The organism is Vibrio sp. 10N.261.55.A10 (assembly GCF_041470825.1).
Classification (GTDB): Bacteria; Pseudomonadota; Gammaproteobacteria; order Enterobacterales; family Vibrionaceae; genus Vibrio; species Vibrio crassostreae_C.
On sequence record NZ_JBFRNC010000045.1, the window covers coordinates 77,273 to 94,923 of the forward strand.

Annotated in this window: 17 protein-coding genes; 8 read left to right on the forward strand and 9 right to left on the reverse strand. The window is 45.0% G+C overall.

The window, feature by feature from the left end:
* Positions 1 to 162: 162 nt before the first annotated feature.
* From treR to gmhB, 3 genes are all read right to left on the reverse strand, one after another.
* A complete protein-coding gene (gene treR, locus AB4274_RS14550; RefSeq protein ID WP_017071999.1) occupies positions 163 to 1,107 on the reverse strand; it encodes a trehalose operon repressor TreR in 945 nt (314 codons plus the stop codon).
* A gap of 91 nt (positions 1,108 to 1,198) precedes the next feature.
* Positions 1,199 to 1,540 (reverse strand): MliC family protein, encoded by a 342-nt coding sequence (locus AB4274_RS14555; protein WP_017060761.1) that lies wholly within the window; start codon positions 1,538 to 1,540, stop codon positions 1,199 to 1,201.
* A 112-nt stretch (positions 1,541 to 1,652) separates the two neighbouring features.
* Positions 1,653 to 2,237, reverse strand: a complete 585-nt coding sequence (gene gmhB / locus AB4274_RS14560) for a D-glycero-beta-D-manno-heptose 1,7-bisphosphate 7-phosphatase (protein ID WP_017060762.1) — start codon at positions 2,235 to 2,237, stop codon at positions 1,653 to 1,655.
* A gap of 207 nt (positions 2,238 to 2,444) precedes the next feature.
* Here gmhB and metN point away from each other — a divergent pair, with 207 nt between their 5' ends.
* The 3 genes from metN to AB4274_RS14575 all read left to right on the forward strand — a co-directional run bounded on the left by metN (position 2,445) and on the right by AB4274_RS14575 (position 5,028).
* Positions 2,445 to 3,479: a methionine ABC transporter ATP-binding protein MetN gene (metN, locus tag AB4274_RS14565; RefSeq protein WP_017060763.1), complete on the forward strand. Its 1,035-nt coding sequence runs from the start codon at positions 2,445 to 2,447 to the stop codon at positions 3,477 to 3,479.
* Positions 3,469 to 4,152 (forward strand): methionine ABC transporter permease, encoded by a 684-nt coding sequence (locus AB4274_RS14570; protein ID WP_017060764.1) that lies wholly within the window; start codon positions 3,469 to 3,471, stop codon positions 4,150 to 4,152. Before metN ends, AB4274_RS14570 begins: the two co-directional genes overlap by 11 nt.
* Positions 4,153 to 4,218: 66 nt before the next feature.
* Entirely contained in the window at positions 4,219 to 5,028 is an 810-nt protein-coding gene (locus AB4274_RS14575; RefSeq protein ID WP_017060765.1) for a MetQ/NlpA family lipoprotein, read from the forward strand.
* Between the two features lie 120 nt (positions 5,029 to 5,148).
* Here AB4274_RS14575 and AB4274_RS14580 read toward each other — a convergent pair whose 3' ends face one another.
* Positions 5,149 to 5,925: a Zn-ribbon-containing protein gene (locus AB4274_RS14580; protein ID WP_017060766.1), complete on the reverse strand. Its 777-nt coding sequence runs from the start codon at positions 5,923 to 5,925 to the stop codon at positions 5,149 to 5,151.
* Between the two features lie 4 nt (positions 5,926 to 5,929).
* Complete coding sequence (syd, locus tag AB4274_RS14585; RefSeq protein WP_017069494.1) at positions 5,930 to 6,475, reverse strand: SecY-interacting protein; 546 nt, start codon at positions 6,473 to 6,475, stop codon at positions 5,930 to 5,932.
* 131 nt (positions 6,476 to 6,606) lie between these two features.
* Between syd and queF the strand changes: the two genes are divergently transcribed.
* The 5 genes from queF to xni all read left to right on the forward strand — a co-directional run bounded on the left by queF (position 6,607) and on the right by xni (position 13,928).
* Positions 6,607 to 7,452 (forward strand): NADPH-dependent 7-cyano-7-deazaguanine reductase QueF, encoded by an 846-nt coding sequence (queF, locus tag AB4274_RS14590; protein WP_065584006.1) that lies wholly within the window; start codon positions 6,607 to 6,609, stop codon positions 7,450 to 7,452.
* Between the two features lie 58 nt (positions 7,453 to 7,510).
* Positions 7,511 to 9,769 (forward strand): tetratricopeptide repeat protein, encoded by a 2,259-nt coding sequence (locus tag AB4274_RS14595; protein ID WP_065584007.1) that lies wholly within the window; start codon positions 7,511 to 7,513, stop codon positions 9,767 to 9,769.
* Positions 9,770 to 9,887: 118 nt separating this feature from the next.
* Positions 9,888 to 11,453 carry a GGDEF domain-containing protein gene (locus AB4274_RS14600; RefSeq protein WP_372112415.1) on the forward strand — a complete coding sequence of 522 codons (1,566 nt, stop codon included), beginning with the start codon at positions 9,888 to 9,890 and terminating at the stop codon, positions 11,451 to 11,453.
* Between the two features lie 243 nt (positions 11,454 to 11,696).
* Positions 11,697 to 13,061 carry a nucleotide 5'-monophosphate nucleosidase PpnN gene (ppnN, locus tag AB4274_RS14605; RefSeq protein ID WP_017070492.1) on the forward strand — a complete coding sequence of 455 codons (1,365 nt, stop codon included), beginning with the start codon at positions 11,697 to 11,699 and terminating at the stop codon, positions 13,059 to 13,061.
* A 93-nt stretch (positions 13,062 to 13,154) separates the two neighbouring features.
* Positions 13,155 to 13,928 (forward strand): flap endonuclease Xni, encoded by a 774-nt coding sequence (gene xni, locus AB4274_RS14610; protein ID WP_017069498.1) that lies wholly within the window; start codon positions 13,155 to 13,157, stop codon positions 13,926 to 13,928.
* A gap of 80 nt (positions 13,929 to 14,008) precedes the next feature.
* On the opposite strand, the gene rlmM is transcribed toward xni, so the two are convergent.
* The 4 genes from rlmM to AB4274_RS14630 are packed head-to-tail and all read right to left on the reverse strand — an operon-like array spanning position 14,009 to position 17,009.
* Positions 14,009 to 15,100, reverse strand: coding sequence for a 23S rRNA (cytidine(2498)-2'-O)-methyltransferase RlmM (gene rlmM / locus AB4274_RS14615; RefSeq protein WP_017070491.1), 1,092 nt, complete (start codon positions 15,098 to 15,100; stop codon positions 14,009 to 14,011).
* On the reverse strand, positions 15,097 to 15,495 hold the full coding sequence (locus AB4274_RS14620) for a DUF423 domain-containing protein (protein WP_102319950.1): 399 nt from the start codon (positions 15,493 to 15,495) through the stop codon (positions 15,097 to 15,099). Before AB4274_RS14620 ends, rlmM begins: the two co-directional genes overlap by 4 nt.
* Entirely contained in the window at positions 15,485 to 16,108 is a 624-nt protein-coding gene (locus tag AB4274_RS14625; RefSeq protein WP_229647159.1) for an alpha/beta fold hydrolase, read from the reverse strand. Before AB4274_RS14625 ends, AB4274_RS14620 begins: the two co-directional genes overlap by 11 nt.
* Complete coding sequence (locus AB4274_RS14630) at positions 16,101 to 17,009, reverse strand: transcriptional regulator GcvA (RefSeq protein WP_372112418.1); 909 nt, start codon at positions 17,007 to 17,009, stop codon at positions 16,101 to 16,103. Before AB4274_RS14630 ends, AB4274_RS14625 begins: the two co-directional genes overlap by 8 nt.
* Positions 17,010 to 17,651 lie beyond the last annotated feature (642 nt).

Here is a 17,651-nt window from a genome sequence, read left to right on the forward strand (position 1 = left end):
CAAGCTATAATCACTCAGACTTAGATTTATGGGAACATTCCCAATTACGGTTATTATAATGCCCGTATGAATGATAAATTAAAATGGGAACAATCCCATTAATTGAAAGAGATCACACTCTAATTTTAATCTAAGCCGTTCAATTTCGCTTAATTGAGTGGATTATAGAATCGGAGATTGAGTGTGATGAGAGATCTCTGAATTGCCTAAAAGCTGAGAGATCAATAGATTAGCGGCCAATTTACCTGCAGATTGATACCCAGGATCAATGCTAAATACTCGAGGGAACAAGAAAGAGAGAAGATCATTACCACCAACGCCGGTGACGACCACATCTTCACGTTGTCGCTCTTGCAGACGTTTGATCACACCGAGAGCCAATGTGTCACTAGCACAGACTATAGCTTGGGTGTTAGGTGTTAGTACCTCATCCACCAGCTGATAAGCACTTTCGTGATGAAGTTGACCAGTACGATAGTTTGCCACCGAACCTGTGTTTTCACACCAATCGAGATAAGCCTTAAGACGCAGTTCACCGGTTGATTTATCACTAGGATCAACCCCGATAAAGCCAATGTCAGAGATCCCTTGATCCGATAAATGCACCAACGCACTATTGATCACCTGTTGGTTATCATAGTTAATCGACGTCACGTTCTCGGTATCCAGAGCAATCACCACCGCTTTGTGTTCCCAAGCTTCGATTGCCGGAATATCGCAGTCAGTAAAACCAAATACAATAATGCCATCAACGTTACGACGCTTTAGAACTTGCAGGTGCTCATTGGCTTTATCTCTATCAAGTTGGCTTTCCATGATCACGACATCGTAATCCGCTCGATACAACTCGGCCAGCATCGTGCTAACGGCTTTGTTTTCAGAGGGAGAGTCCAAACGAGAGATAATCACGCCGATGACTTTTTGGCTGCCACCGCGCATCGATTGCGCAGATTTTGAAGGCGTGTACCCAGATTCTTGAATTACTCTTTCCACCCTTTCACGGGTTTCAGGTTTCACTTTTGGATCATTGGTCAGAACGCGTGATACGGTTGACTTACCAACACCGGACAGCTTTGCAATATCAAGAATAGTGAGTTTTTTGCTCATAAAAAGTCTAACGTTAAAGGGAAGAGAAGAAAAAGTGAGGGTAGATTCCCTCACTTAACTGTTTGTAAATACTAGCAGTTCTTACTATGACTTACTTTTGGCAATTTCGATAGACTACGCGACCAAGTTCTAGACGCGCATTGTCACCTTTCGTGCGCAAAGTGATGCTGTTAATCATCTCTGAAGTGCCATCATCTAAGATGTATTTGGTTCCTGAGCCCGCTGGAACTTGAGTCAGGCGGTATTCATTATCAGGCAAGCGTAGTACCGCTTTTTCATTATCAAGGTAAGACACATCAAACGAGACGTCAGACTCACATTGATAAGTCGCGAATTGATCATTCGATGTTGCGCTATCAGTCTCAGGGGCTGCTGATTTAGAGCACCCAACCAATGCTACTGTACATAGAGATGCTACCAACATAGCTTTCATACTTCGTTCCTCATCTTTATATAGTCAACGACACTTAGCCTATTCACAGGTTCGAACAAACCTAATGTAAGTGCCTAATGATAGGTCCATACCTTAGTGATAAATAAAACGTTTAGCCTTTTAAGAAAGCGGGTACGTCTTTAATGCTATCAAGTACCACGCTAGCCAACGCTTCACCTTTTTCAGTGATGGGTTTACCCGTTCTTACCAAGACTTTAGTACCAACACCTGCTGCTTCTGCAGCCATCATGTCTTCCGCTTTATCGCCGATCATGACCGAGTTAGCCATATCAATCTTCAGAAAGTCACGAGCAGAAATGAACATGCCTGGCTTTGGCTTACGACATTCACAATCTTGCTTGTAGTCACCAATACCGTGCTCAGCGTGGTGAGGACAGTAATAAATGCCATCGAGCTCGACACCATTATCAACAAAGTTCCAATCCATCCACTGCGTTAAAGAAAGAAAACGGTCTTCACTAAACATGCCGCGAGCAATACCAGATTGGTTGGTCACTAGCACCAATAAATAACCCATATCTTTAAACGCTTTCGCCGCTTCAAACACACCATCGATGTATTCAAAGTCATGCTCATCATGTACGTAGCCGTGATCAACGTTAATCACTCCATCACGATCTAAAAAAACAGCAGGTTTAGACAAAATTTTGTTCTCTATCAACTCTCTATTAATCATTAATTATTACACGCTTTATTTGCTTCATCACTATCTATTTAGTTTTGCGTTCGTTAACGATTTGTTTCTAGCTTAGCCATACAATCGACGTTTAGCCGTCTAGACGTAAAAATATCTATTGACTTAGATCATAGAACACCATAGCATCGTCTGTAAATCGAGCGAGCTATCGACATATTATTCTGTTCTACCTGCACGGGTTTCTCTATGATTAAAGTGAATCAAGTCAACAAGGTTTTTTATCAAGGCACTAAAGAAATCAATGCCTTAATTGATATCAACCTCCACATTCCTCAAGGTCAAATCTTTGGAGTCATCGGCTCTTCTGGTGCAGGCAAAAGTACCCTGATCCGTTGTGTAAATATGTTGGAAGCTCCGACCTCTGGTGAAGTGATTGTTGACGGTATCGACCTAACAAAACTCAGCAAATCAGAACTTAGCGAAGCGCGCCGTAACATCGGCATGATATTCCAGCACTTCAACCTGCTGTCTTCTCGTACTGTATTTAACAATGTAGCACTGCCTCTAGAACTTGCTGGTAAAGATAAAGCGATTATTGAAGCGAAAGTCAGCGAGTTACTTGAACTGGTTGGCCTTGCTGATAAGCGTGACACCTACCCGGCAAACCTAAGTGGTGGTCAAAAGCAGCGTGTGGCGATTGCTCGCGCACTGGCCTCTGACCCGAAAGTACTGCTATGTGATGAAGCCACCAGCGCATTGGATCCAGCAACAACTCAATCTATCCTTGAGCTGCTGCGTGAAATCAACCGCAAGCTGAACATCACTATCCTGCTTATTACACACGAGATGGATGTGGTTAAAAGCATTTGTCACGAGGTTGCGATCATTGGCGGCGGTGAATTGGTAGAGAAAGGTACAGTCGGTGACATCTTTGCTCATCCGAAGACAGAGCTAGCGCATCAGTTTATTCGCTCAACGTTGGATCTGACGATCCCTGAAGATTACCAAGCACGTTTGCAAGAGACTCGCGTAAACAGCAGCTACCCGCTGGTGCGTCTTGAGTTTACTGGTGCAACGGTTGATGCTCCGCTAATGACGCAAATCGCACGTAAATTCAATATCGATGTCAGCATCTTAAGTTCTGACCTTGATTACGCCGGTGGCGTGAAGTTCGGCATGATGGTCGCTGAACTGTTCGGTAATGAAGCAGATGATAATGCTGCTATCCAATTCCTACGCGACAACAATGTAAAAGTAGAGGTGCTTGGTTATGTCCTTTAGTTTCAACGAGATTGCTGACTGGATCAGCCTTAACGGTAACCTTCTATTAGGCGCAACAGGCGAAACGCTTTACATGGTTGCTGTTGCAGGCATTGTTGGCTTCGCGGTCGGTATTCCACTAGGCGTGATTCTGCATACGACTAAAAAAGGTGGCCTGTTAGAGAACACCAAAGTAAACAAGATTCTAGGTGCGATTGTGAACGTGGGTCGTTCAGTACCTTTCTTAGTTTTGATGGTTGCGATTATTCCACTGACTAAGATGCTGATTGGTACTTTCATCGGTACAACAGCAGCGATTGTTCCACTGACGATTGGCGCTATCCCATTCGTGGCTCGACTTATCGAAAGTGCACTACTTGAAGTACCAACAGGTCTAGTGGAAGCGGCCCAATCAATGGGCGCAACACCAACACAAATCATCAATAAGGTTCTGCTTCCAGAAGCACTACCGACTATCATCAACTCAGTAACGATTACGCTAGTGACTCTGGTGAGCTACTCAGCAATGGCCGGTACTGTAGGCGGTGGTGGCCTAGGTGATGTCGCGATTCGTTACGGATTCCACCGCTACGATGTGACCATCATGGCTGTGACAGTAGTGATGTTGATTGTGCTGGTACAAATTATTCAATCAATCGGTGATTCATTAGTTCGCCGCGTTGACCACAGATAAAGACTCACACATAAAGAGTAGAGTCGTCTGAACCTAATTAAATAGATTTATTAAAAGGAGATTATTATGAAATTTAACCTTAAAGGTTTACTAACTATCGCAGCAGCAGCTTCAGCGCTAGTTCTAGCAGGTTGTGGCGATAAAGAAGTGGATACTTCTAAAGTAAAAGTTGGCGTAATGGCAGGTGCAGAAGCGCAAGTTGCTGAAGTGGCAGCTAAAGTAGCGAAAGAGAAATACGGCCTAGACGTTGAACTGGTTACTTTCACGGATTACGTAACACCAAACGCAGCTCTAGATGATGGTTCTATCGACATCAACGCATTCCAACACGCACCGTACCTAGATCAGCAAGTGGCTGACCGTGGCTACAAGCTAACTATCGCTGGTAACACGTTTGTTTACCCAATTGCGGGTTACTCTAAAGAAGTGAAATCGGTAGACGAAATCCAAGACGGTGCTCGTATTGCTGTACCAAACGACCCTACAAACCTAGGTCGCTCTCTACTTCTTCTTGAGCAACAAGGTCTTCTTGAACTTCGTGAAGGCGCAGGTCTTCTAGCTACAGTTCGCGACATCGTGGGTAACCCTAAGAACCTAACGATTGTTGAACTAGACGCAGCTCAACTGCCACGTTCTCTTGATGATGTTGCTCTATCTATCATCAACACAACTTACGCGAGCTCTATCAACCTGACTCCACAAAAAGATGGCGTATTCGTTGAAGACAAAGATTCTCCTTACGTAAACCTAATCGTTTCTCGTGAAGACAACCTAAACGCTGAAAACGTACAAAACTTCGTTAAAGCTTACCAAACTGAAGAAGTGTACAACGCAGCTTCTGACATCTTCCAAGGTGGCGTCGTTAAAGGTTGGTAATCAACTAAACGACAGCACTGTATAGATACCCGAAGGGGCTGACATAACGTCAGCCCCTTTTTTAATGATAAAGATTTGCTAGAAAGTAAAGCATCTCAGATTTAAGCGAAACAAAGTCGATTACTTCAGGTGATCCCAAGAGATGTTTGACACCAATCGGCAGTCATCACACTTGAAATAGAAAATATCGTGGATAGGCGCATCTAGCAGCCATTCACCACCACATTGCGGGCATTTGCGCTCTTTTTCATCTTTCAGGCTGATCCCACCGACACGGTATAAGTAGTAGTAGGTTGGAACCTTAGTCAGATACTCAATGCGCCCTCTTAGACCCCAACCGCGTTTAAACAGCACACTCTTCGTGTCACTGATCTCGGTTAGCGTTGCATGTTCCGCGCGACAACCACCACCCATTTGTACTTCATCACAGGCTTGCCATTCGGTCTGCCATTTCAACACGGCTTTATGGTCGCCATTGAAGGTAGGTGGATTGCGATACAAAGGGATTGGTAGCAAGCTATCGCCACTACGCAGCGGTGAACAGGTGTGCACGAATGTCGTGTATAACACCTGCCAGCTTGGTGTTTCATCTTCTGCCACTTCTTCTGAGTTCAGATCTCGACCTAGCAAACGCATTTTAGGCGCTAGTAGGCTCGCGTTAGACAAGCGATCAAAACACACTTTCACAAAGTCTGAGTGATTCCGCGGGTGCAAGCTATCTTGCTCCGGGCACACAACGCGAACATAGAATTCCCCATCGCCCATCACGATTGGGAACTCACGACCTAACACTTGTCCGTTATAACGAAGTGCATCCATTAAGCCATTAACCGCCTTGTCGACAGCGCTTACCGTTGTGTTATCAAAACACTCAAATTGAAGTTCTAGTACGTACATCTATTTATACCGCTGGTTGTAGCTTTTCTAAAAATTCTGCCAATGTCTCGGCGAGCACATCACGATTTTTGGTACCTAAGCGCTCCAAAATCACGTTACCCGTTAGGTTACAGATAGAGATAACATCCAGCTCAGCATCGGTCGCGGCAATGAAAACCGTTGGTTTTAGCTTCAAGCGACGCTGAGTTACTAGGTGACCCAAAATGTTTTCTTGTAGGCATTCGAAGTCTTCATCACTCCAAATCTGTAACAGAGTCAATTCGTTACCATCGAAAGTTGCGTTCATATCTGCGCTGAATTGTGCGCCGTAGAAAGTTTTGATGTCTTCATGCAGAGTCAACTCAATACCGGTTTCAACGTTGGTGAAATCCGCGAATTGCTCACGTGGATAGTGCTTCCACAACACGGCATCGCCACTCTTTTCTTCTACGCATGGCGATTCGATGTCCACCAACTCCTCATTACGAGGTAAGCTTTGGTGTTTCTGCTTCCACGCGTCAACGTATCGCTGACTAAAAGAAAGTAGTGCGTCTTGAGCACGTTGAGTCATGAAAATCTCCTAAACACAAAATAATAAATAGAATCCGAGCCCTTTCCGCGCCGATTAAGCGATGACTTAATGACAGGGTAAGGGGGATTCAGTAAAATCGACCCCATTCTAATCGAATTTGAAACGAAAGTATGAGCAAATATTCTGACGCAAAAGAGCTAGCGGGTTTAACCCTTGGCCAAAAAACTGAGTACTCTAACCAATACGATGCAAGTTTATTGCAGCCAGTACCTCGTAGCCTTAATCGCGATGATCTTGCGCTAAACGGCGAGCTGCCTTTTGTTGGTCATGATATTTGGACGATGTACGAGCTTTCGTGGCTAAACACCAATGGTCTACCACAAGTAGCGGTGGGCGAAGTTTTCATCCCAGCCACCAGCCAAAATTTAATTGAATCAAAATCTTTCAAGCTGTACCTAAACAGCTATAACCAGACTCAATTTGAAAACTGGGATCAAGTAACCGAGCGCCTGACCCAAGATTTGTCTGCATGTGCAGGCGAACCTGTGATTGTGAATGTAAACTCAGTAACCGACTACACGAACCAACCTATCGTGACGATGGAGGGTGACTGTATCGACAACCAAGATATCCAAATCACTAGCTATGATTTTGAAGCGTCGCTGCTTGAAGGCGCTGCTGGCGAACAAGACGTTGAAGAAACACTGCACAGCCACCTATTGAAGTCGAACTGTTTGATCACCAATCAACCGGATTGGGGCAGCGTTGAGATCGCATATTCTGGTAAGCAAATTGACCGTGAAGCTCTGCTACGCTATTTAGTTTCTTTCCGTGAGCACAATGAATTCCACGAACAATGTGTTGAGCGTATCTTCACTGACATCATGAAATACTGTGCACCTTCGAAGCTAACTGTGTTCGCACGTTACACACGTCGTGGTGGTCTGGATATCAACCCATACCGTTCAACAGAGCAAGATAGACCAAGCCACAATAAGCGTATGGCTCGCCAATAATCAGGCGAGAACCACCCACACTTATTTGAACCTACCAAATCTTTAAAGGGACATTGAAATGCGTTGGTTATACGTTGTTAGTCTATTTATTTTAAGCTTAAGCACATCGGTCAATGCGTCGGTTTATTCGTCGGCGCTACTCAATGAAGCCAATAATTTGGTTGAGATCGATCCGAGCCAAGCAAAACAAATGGCCAACAGCTACCTAACGCTGCGTGTCCTTTCTGATCAACGCGAGAAAAGCCCTTCAGCTATTTCTCGCGAAGAGACAGACTCCTCGATTCGAACACCAAACAGCAGTATCGATGCGTATAAGATCTTAGCCAAAGCGGAATACAACCTTGGCAATATGCGTATTGCGATTCAGCACATCGACAAAGCCTCCGAGCTAGCGCAAACCTATAAGCTTGATTACCTAAAAATAGATCTTCAGATCCTAAAAGTTCGCTTACTTTGGCTGAGTGATAGAAAATCAGCCAAAGCAAAATCAGAGCTCACTAACATTGAAACAAATCTAGAGTCGGTGAATAAAACCTTACGCTTAACGGAAGGCATTACCTATCGCTTGATCATGTTGAAAGCCGACATCGCCTCTTACGACAACAAGATCGATGAAGCCGAAAAGTTCTATCAAGAAGCCAAAACCTATCTCGATCAACGTTACTCTGAAAAAGTCACCATCGACTACCATATCTCCGTCGGCGAGTTTTATCTGACTCACAAAGAGTACAACCACGCGTTATCCGAGTTGTTGTATGGCTACTGGAAATCAGTAGAGGGCAATCTAAGTTCACGTTTGGCCAAGGTCAACCGCCTACTTGCGCAGCTTTTCTTTGAGCGCCAAGTGTTGGATAAAGCGTTAGAACACCTATCTCAAGCCGCTGATTTCTATGACAACTTTGAAAACTCGCCTGTCTTAGCACAAGTGCTTAAGAAAATGGGGGATGTGTACTTCTATCAAGGGAAATATAACCTTGCCTTGGTACACTTCTTCAACGTTCTTGATCACGAAAGCACTGACCGAGATATCCACCAAGTCATTGATATCCGACTAAGTCTATCGGCGACCTACTTACGCCTTTATAACTACCCTCTAGCAGAACAGTACCTAACCCGTGCCCTTGAGCTGCTGGAATATACCGACATTCCAAAGCTGGAAGGCCGTGCTGCACTGTTATCTGCAGGGTTAGCGTATCACCTACAAGAAAGCGAAGACGTGATAAAGCATGCGACACGTGCACTTGAGATCTCACGCCAGATAGAGAACATGCGCCTTTCACAACGCTCGTACTACTTACTTTCTTTGGGTTATGAACAGGCAGGTCGTCCACAGCAAGCATTGGCAAACCTCAAGCAATACAACAGCCTTGTCTCTCTAGAGCAGCAAAAACTCAACCGTGTTGGCGAAGACGCGTTCCGTCAACAGAAAGAATTTGCCGAACAAACCCTGCACTACGCAGGCCAAGCGCAAGAGCTAGAAAAGTACAAACTAGAGCATCGCAAGTTCCAGAAAATATCGTTCGCCCTATTCTTGTTCAGTATTATCTTGTTCTTCTTTGTGCTTCGCCGTGGCTACCTCATTCAAACCTTAGCCAAAGAAGTCGACTCACTACGAACAGACCTGTTTACGCACTCACGATCTAAGCTCCCGAACCTCAGAATGCTGAATGCCAAGCTGTCCAATTCGCTAGAACAAACCAGCCAGACCTTCGAACAGTGGCAACTTGGCGAATTGATTCATGAGCCACTCAACGACCGCTTACGCTTCGTGATGATTGATTTACCGTTCTTACGCAATATGTACACGCAGAACGGTTACAAAGCCGGTCTAGAACTGGAAGACGCTTTCGGTGAATTCCTAAAATCTAAGCTTGAAGGCCCAGCTCGTGTCTACCACTTCTCGGATGCGAACCTGCTTTATATCGAGCCAAACGCGGACCGTGATTTGTCGCCTGAGGACATGTTCAGAAAGATTCAGTCTTGGGTGAATGACTTCGAAACAGAGCGAAACATCAACCGAACGGTCCGTATGGGCATCGCTGACTACCCATTCTTGCCACGCGCTTACACCGCAATTAACGATCAAGAGCTGCTCGACGTATTGTTGATGTCGACCAATCTCGCCCGTGAGATCAGTCTCAAAGAGCGCAGTAGCCAATGGGTCTATCTAAAAGCTATCGATAATGCACCAGCAGCGAGCCTTGCAACTGGTAACATAAGAGAAGCGTGTAAACATGCGATTAATCAAGGGTTAATAAAAATACAATCCTCGTACCAGAATGAGGACAACATCAAAAAAATGCTAAAAGATGACTGATTTGCGAGCGGTTAAGAGCAGCAAGTCGTGACCTTATTTTTAGTTTTGTTATTATCGATGTAACGGAATTTCATCAAAATGATCGAGATCGGTCTACGCGGCGCTAATAAATACATCTATGGGCATTCTTGAAAAAGACATTCAGGCGCAACTCCACCAGCTGAAATCTCAGTTGGAGCAGGTCCGTTTGACGCAAAGAGACACCTCGTTCAAGTTTATTAGAGAACAGAAAGTTCTAAAGCGTATCGTCACGTCTTTAAGTGATGCATGTGTTGGTAGTAACAGCCATTTAGATGAAAACCTCATTGCCCTTAGGGAAGAGCTAGAAAAGCAAAAAGACATTAGCTCAATGATCCCAAAACTGGCAGTATTAGAAAGGATGCTTAAGCAGAAAACGTTGGCTATGGATAAACAGAACGGGTATCTGGACGATAGCATTAAGCACAGTGGGGAAACGCTGCAGCGCATAACTGGCCTTCCAGCACAGCTCAAACGCGACCTACGAAACTTACTTAGCTTCTCCGAATGCAATGGCAGTCAGAAAGTCGACCACGCCATGAAACTTCTCGGTATTTATGAGCGTGCCATAAAGATTATGGCGAATAACTCACGCACTCATTTTGCCGACGTTACGCATTCTCCGGAACAAGAACTCCTTTCCGACCTATCAAACGAATTACAACATCTGATCACTGAACTCGATTTCGAGGGTGAATCGGGTGATTTGCTTACCGATATTCGAGCGAAACTGCTACTGGGTGTTTCCACACAAAATCTGCTTGAGCTGACACTTCAGATCCTCAAACTGGTAATTGAAGGCACCAACCTAGAGCGTAAGAAGTCTGAACAATTCATCGATCAGCTTAATTCTTCTTTAGCGTCCAGCATCAAAACGGCAGACCAAAATGCCGACCAGAGCCAGAGCTACTTTGAGCACCGACAAGGTCTAAACTCTGAGTTAAATGAACTAGTCACTAGAAGCCAAAGCTCGGTAGATAAAGCGAAAGATATTGATAGTTTAAAGCTGTCGATTAATCCGCTACTCAGTGAAATCGCCTCTCTTTCGGAAAGGCTGAACCACGCAGAGCAAAAAGAACAAGCTCTGATAGAGAGAATGAGTTACGGAAAGACTCAGTTAGATTCACTCTATGAAGTGACGCAAGATTACCGTAAGCGCTTGGAAGATCAGGCTCAGCGTATGCTGCTTGATCCTCTAACCAAGGTTTACAATCGCACTGCCTTTACTGATCGCTTAGAGCTTGAGTATCGCCGCTGGATCCGCGCTCAACACTCGCTACGCGTAGTACTGCTCGACATCGACAACTTCAAAGCAATTAACGATAGCTTTGGTTACACCGCGGGCGACAAAGCACTCAAGATCATCGCAAGAACTATTACCAAAGAAGCAGGCACCACCGATACTGTGGCACGTTTTTCAGGTGAAGAGTTTGTGTTATTGCTGCCAGAGCAAACCGATGAATATTGCCATCAGGTGATTCAGAACATTCAAACTCAAGTAAGCCGCCTGCCCTTTAAATTCCGTGACCAGCAAATCACGATCACTTTATGCGCGGCAAGTACTCAGTTTAAAGAGTCAGATACACCTGAAGAAGTGCTAGAGCGACTCAATAAGACTCTAAATAAAGCAAAACAACGCGGTACCAACCAACTTGTTTGGCACTAGGCCAGCCCTAGATTTAATTTATTTCATTTTTTCAAATACTTATCACATACCATTTCCCTCAATGTTTGCTAAGCTAATGATTAACATTCGCTTAACAAGCATTCATGGCAAGCAACGCTGTCGTATCCGTTTCGTCTGGTTAACTCTCTCCTACCTTTAACCAAACACTTTCAACGTTTGCTTCTCACTCTCGAGCCAGAGGGTCACTTCAACGTCCCCTGCTCTTTTCAACAAGGAGGCACTATGATCACTCATATCAGCCCTGCCGGTAGCATGGATTTACTCTCTCAACTTGAGGTTGAGCGTCTTAAGAAAACCGCGTCTAGTGATCTGTACCAACTGTATCGCAACTGTACGTTAGCGGTCCTGAACTCGGGTAGCCATACCGACAACTCCAAAGAGCTACTCGACAAGTATCAATCGTTTGATGTTGAGGTAGTGCGACGTGAGCGTGGTATCAAACTCGAGCTGAGCAACCCACCAGAGCATGCCTTTGTCGATGGTGAGATCATCAAGGGTATCCAAGAACACCTATTTTCAGTGCTGCGTGACATTGTTTACGTCAACATGCACCTCGCAGATAACCAAAGGCTCAACCTGACTAATGCCACTCACATTACCAACCTCGTATTTGGTATTCTGAGGAATGCAGGCGCACTTACGCCGGGCATCGAGCCTAACCTGATTGTATGTTGGGGTGGTCACTCTATTAATGCCAGCGAATACCAATACACTCGTGAAGTCGGTAATGAGCTCGGCCTCCGTGAACTGAACATCTGTACCGGTTGTGGACCGGGTGCGATGGAAGGGCCAATGAAAGGCGCGGCTATTGGTCACGCTAAGCAACGTTATACTGATCATCGTTACTTAGGGCTGACAGAGCCTTCAATCATTGCCGCTGAGCCACCAAACCCGATAGTAAACGAACTGGTGATCATGCCAGATATCGAGAAGCGTCTTGAGGCATTCGTTCGTATGGCGCATGGCATCATCATTTTCCCAGGCGGCCCAGGCACGGCCGAAGAGCTGCTGTACATCTTAGGGATCATGATGCACCCGAATAACGCCGAGCAGCCAATGCCGATTGTCCTAACTGGCTCGAAAGAGAGTGAAGCGTATTTCCGCTCGATCGATAAGTTCATTGGTGAAACTCTAGGGCCTGATGCACAGAAACATTATGAAATCGTGATTGATGACCCAGCACGCGCTGCGAAAATCATGAAACAAGCGATGCCAGATGTGCGCTCTCACCGTAAAGAGACTGGCGATGCCTACAGCTACAACTGGTCACTGCATATTGAGCCTGAGTTCCAACTGCCATTCGACCCAACACACGAATCTATGGCGGCGCTTGATCTTCATATGGACCAAAAAACAGAAAGCCTAGCCGCTAATTTACGTAAAGCGTTCTCAGGCATTGTGGCTGGTAACGTCAAAGCAGAGGGTATTCTGGAGATCGAGAAGCACGGCCCATTCCTAATTGATGGCGACAAAGAGCTAATGACCAAGATGGACCAACTGCTGAATGACTTTGTTGAGCAACATCGAATGAAGTTACCGGGAGGGACCGACTACGTGCCTTGCTATAAAATCGCCTCACGTGATTAAGGCGTTTACGTTACCAACGTTTCAACTCACCAAGTGATACGTTACTATAAGGGGCTAGCAGCCCCTTTTTTATTGCCTATTTAGTGGAAACTTATGTCTATCCATCTTGTTATTATCGATGCCTTAAACCTCATCCGACGCGTGCACTCTGTTCAGCCGGATCCAACCGATATAGCAAGAACCATTACCACCACAATTCGCACTCTCAATAAGATTCTGAATGAATCAAAGCCCACCCACATCATCGCGGTATTTGATCACCATTTACAAGACCGTGGCTGGCGCGCAGATGTGCTTCCTGCTTATAAGCAGAATCGTAAACCGATGCCAGAACCATTGATGAAAGGCCTTGATGCTATTCAACAAGCTTGGTGGGAGTTAGGCATTGATTCACTGCTGTCTGATGGCGATGAAGCGGATGATCTCGTCGCAACACTGGCAAAGAAAGTGGCTGACCACGGAGAAACCGTCACCATCGTCTCGACGGATAAGGGCTACTGCCAACTGTTGTCACCAACGCTTCAGATCCGAGATTACTTCCAGCACCGCTGGTTAGATAAACCCTTTATCGAAGCTGAGTTTGGCGTTAAACCTGAACAACTGGCGGATTACTGGGGATTAACGGGCGTAAGCTCAAGCCAAGTACCGGGCATCCCAGGTATCGGGCCAAAAGCAGCCAAAGAGATATTGACCACTTACCCAGATATCGAAGCGGCCTATCAAGCAGAAGATCTGCCGAAAAAATATCGTAAGAAGTTCGACGAACACATCGAATCCGCTCGTGTATGTAAGCAAGTATCGGCACTCAAAACCGATATTGATTTAGGGTTCAACCTGCAAGATATTCGTTACGAAGCAAACGCTTAAGTCGCTGTGACTCGATAATATTGATACAAAAAATGCCCCTTAAAGGAGCATTTTTTATCACTGACACACTAACGTAAATATTAGTGCGGTGAGATGTTTGAAAGCGCCTGAATGTGGACCGTGATCTCTTCGCGATCGTGGTAAAGGTGCTTAGCCTGCATCTTGAACTTCACTTTATTCTCAATCAGGAACACTTTTAGGTTCTCGATATCTTGCAGTACTTCATCGTAACGGCCTTTCATAGGCAGTTTAAGGTTGAACAGTGCTTCTTTCGCCCAGCCTTTGATGATCCACTCACCCATAAGGTGAGCAACACGAGCTGGCTTCTCAACCATGTCACAGATAATCCAAGTTACGTTCTTACGGTCTGGTTCAAACTTAAAGCCATCCACCATGTGGTGCTTAATTTGACCTGTTTCCATTAGGCTGTCTGCCATCATGCCGTTATCAACACAGTGAACGAACATCGAGCGCTTAACCAATTGGTAAGTCCAACCACCTGGACATGCACCTAAATCAACACCCCACATACCTGGAGCCAAACGCTCGTCCCACTCATCACGAGGGATGAATACGTGGAATGCTTCTTCTAGCTTCAATGTAGAACGGCTTGGCGCATCTGATGGGAACTTCAGACGAGGGATACCCATAAAGAACTGGGAGTTGTTCGTTGGGTAAGAGTAACCAACAAAACAGTGGCCCGGAGCGATGAAGCATAAATGAAGCACAGGCTTCTTAGCGTTATCTTTCGCTGTCATCAGGCCTTTACCACGCATCGCTTGACGCATCGGCACGGTAAATTTACGGCAGAACTTCAAAAGCTCTTTTGCTTCGTTAGTATCTGGCGTTTCAATACGGATATCACCACAACGAGGGAAACCTTCTTTCTCAGAAAGCGCCTCAAGAATTGGAGAAATACGGTCATCGGTTGGCAGGTCTTTAATTTCAACAGCCACTGCCAACATTTGACGAGCAAAGATCAGTGATTGGAAATCGATCTCTTTGATCAACTTGTCCGCTTCACCTGCTTGGTAACATTCAAACAATACAAAACCTGTATTGTTCTTTAGGCGAGGAAAACCAAACACTTCCAGTTGTGTTGCCTTGTCTTGAATTTCGCCAGCACATTCTTTTTCAAAACCAGAGCGACAATAAAGTAGTACGTGTTTCACTGAGTTACCTCTTTTATATTCAAAGCAGCGAAGGAGAAGACTCCCCAACCAATGATAAATAGTAGACCACCAAACGGAGTGATAGGGCCAAACCATTTTATTCCTGTCAGTGCCAAGCCATAAAGGCTGCCACTAAAACAAAGGATGCCGATGATAAAGCAAATTGCCGCAATGAAAAAATATTTTTGTGATTTAGCGCCAAGTTTCATCTGCAGCAGAGCGCCACACGCCAATATCGCTAGAGTATGGATAAATTGGTACTGAACACCCGTCTCAAACACGCCTAGCAGATATTCAGACAAGATAGCTTTCAAACCGTGAGCTGCAAAGGCGCCAAGCATCACAGCAACCGCACCAGAGATGCCAGCAAACGTGAGTAAATACTTACTTCTCATTGAGTACCTCTTTGATAAACGCTGATAACTTCTCAACGGTTAACGCAATATTCTGCTGCTCGGTGTAACCAGAACTCTTACGAGGTTTAAAGCTGTGGTCGCCATCGGGAATAAATTCAACACGAATAGAATCAGACAGATCAAAATCAGCAAACTCTTCACGCTTACCAAAGGTATCGCGCTCACCTTGTAAAATGAGGCATGGCTTTGCTAACTCAGCCAGATGCTCACCTTTGTATTTCTCGGGTTTACCTGATGGGTGGAAAGGAAAGCCTAAACACGCCATTGCGGCCACCTTATCAAGTTCAGACAAATGGCTCGCCATACGCCCTCCCATCGACTTACCACCAATCACAAGCTTATCGGCATCAACCTGCTCAATAATCTCTTGATAGGCTTCAAGTAGCTTAGGCGCTCTGTCAGGTGGACGACGCTTACCATCTTCAGCACGTTTAATCATGTAAGGGAAGTTGAAACGAATCACTCGTATCCCTTTAAAGGCTAACCCTTTGGCTACCGACTGCATGAACTCATGCTCCATGCCTGCGCCAGCACCATGGGCAAAGATAAAGGTGATGGGATTGTCTTCACCATCAATGATGACGTTATTCATCGAGTAAGCCCTCTTGTTCACTTTGCGCTTTCGCTAGCATCCAGTCGCGGAAGGTAGCAATACGACCCATGTCGGCTTGTTTCTCATGACAAACCACATAGAAGGCGTTCTTACTCACCAACACTTCATCAAAAGGCGCAATCAAACGACCCGCTTCGATTTCAGGCTGCGCCAACACGTTGTTACCCAGAGCAATGCCCTGGCCGTGAGCCGCTGCCTGCAGCACCATGGTTGAGTGACTGAAGATAGGGCCGTGATTAACGTTTACCCCATCAATACCATTTTGCTTAGCAAACTGTTTCCAATCCTTTCGAGATGTATCATGCAGTAGCGTATGACATGCCAAATCACTGAGAGATTCTAAAGGTTTAGCTCCTAGCAGCACGGAAGGTGAGCAAAGAGGAATTAAGTATTCTTGGTAAAGTTTATCGGCTCTGAGCCCCGACCAATTCCCTCGGCCATAATAGATAGCGACGTCTACATCATCGGTTAGCGAGCCTTCATCCATATCAACGGCTTTGATTCTTACATCAATATCAGGCTCTTGCTGATTAAAGTCAGCGAGCCTTGGTACCAACCATTGAATAGCAAAACTCGGCGGTAAACTGATGGTCAATGCGCCCTTCTCACTTCGCTCCAGCACTTTGTCTGTCGCTTCTGCTAGTGATGTGAAAATATCTTTGATATCTAAGAAGTAGCTTTGACCTTCTTCAGTTAGCAGCAAAGAGCGGTTTCTTCGGCGAAACAGCTTCAAAGATAAGAATTCTTCAAGCGCTTTGATCTGATGACTGACTGCCGCTTGAGTAACAAACAACTCTTCTGCAGCACGCGTAAAACTCAAGTGTCGAGCTGCAGCTTCAAACACTCTTAGCGAGTTTAATGGGGGTAATCGACGAGACATAGTTACTCTCTAAATAAGCATTAGTTTTTTTTATCTGAAACATTATAATTTGTCCATTGCCTAGCAGCCAGAGAAATTCTATATTTCATCCCGCAGCAGCTAGCCTGAACGGCTTGATTCTCTCTAGAATCAATTGGCTTAGCTCCTGCGATGTTGTGTTTGCAAACTCGTTCTTTTCGAGTTGGGTAGAGTTCTACCAAATGTTTTGTTGCAGTTTATACTGCAACGAGGCATGTACTTCCTGTATTTATTTTGACCTGTCTGTCAAATTTGTTTACACCGCCTTATGGGCGGTGTTTTTTTATGTGCAAAGAAATGTAACAACAAGTTTATCAATAGCTGTGCTAATTAATCTTTATTATTTTTCATCGCCAATCACAGAATCAGACACCCACTCAAATAATCAACTGAACACATACAAATAGCACCATTGAGTTGCACTAAAAAGTAACAGAATACTTCAAGATACTCACACTTCTTCGGTACTTATAAACCCGTTTAGAACACACTCTTTCTATCAATCAAAAATTTCAAAGCTGAGCATGACGATAGCACGCCCAAACTCACGCCTCTGTCTGACTACTGTAAATCATTCACAATAGAAAATAAAAAAGCCGCTTACTTTGAACTGACCCCCAATAG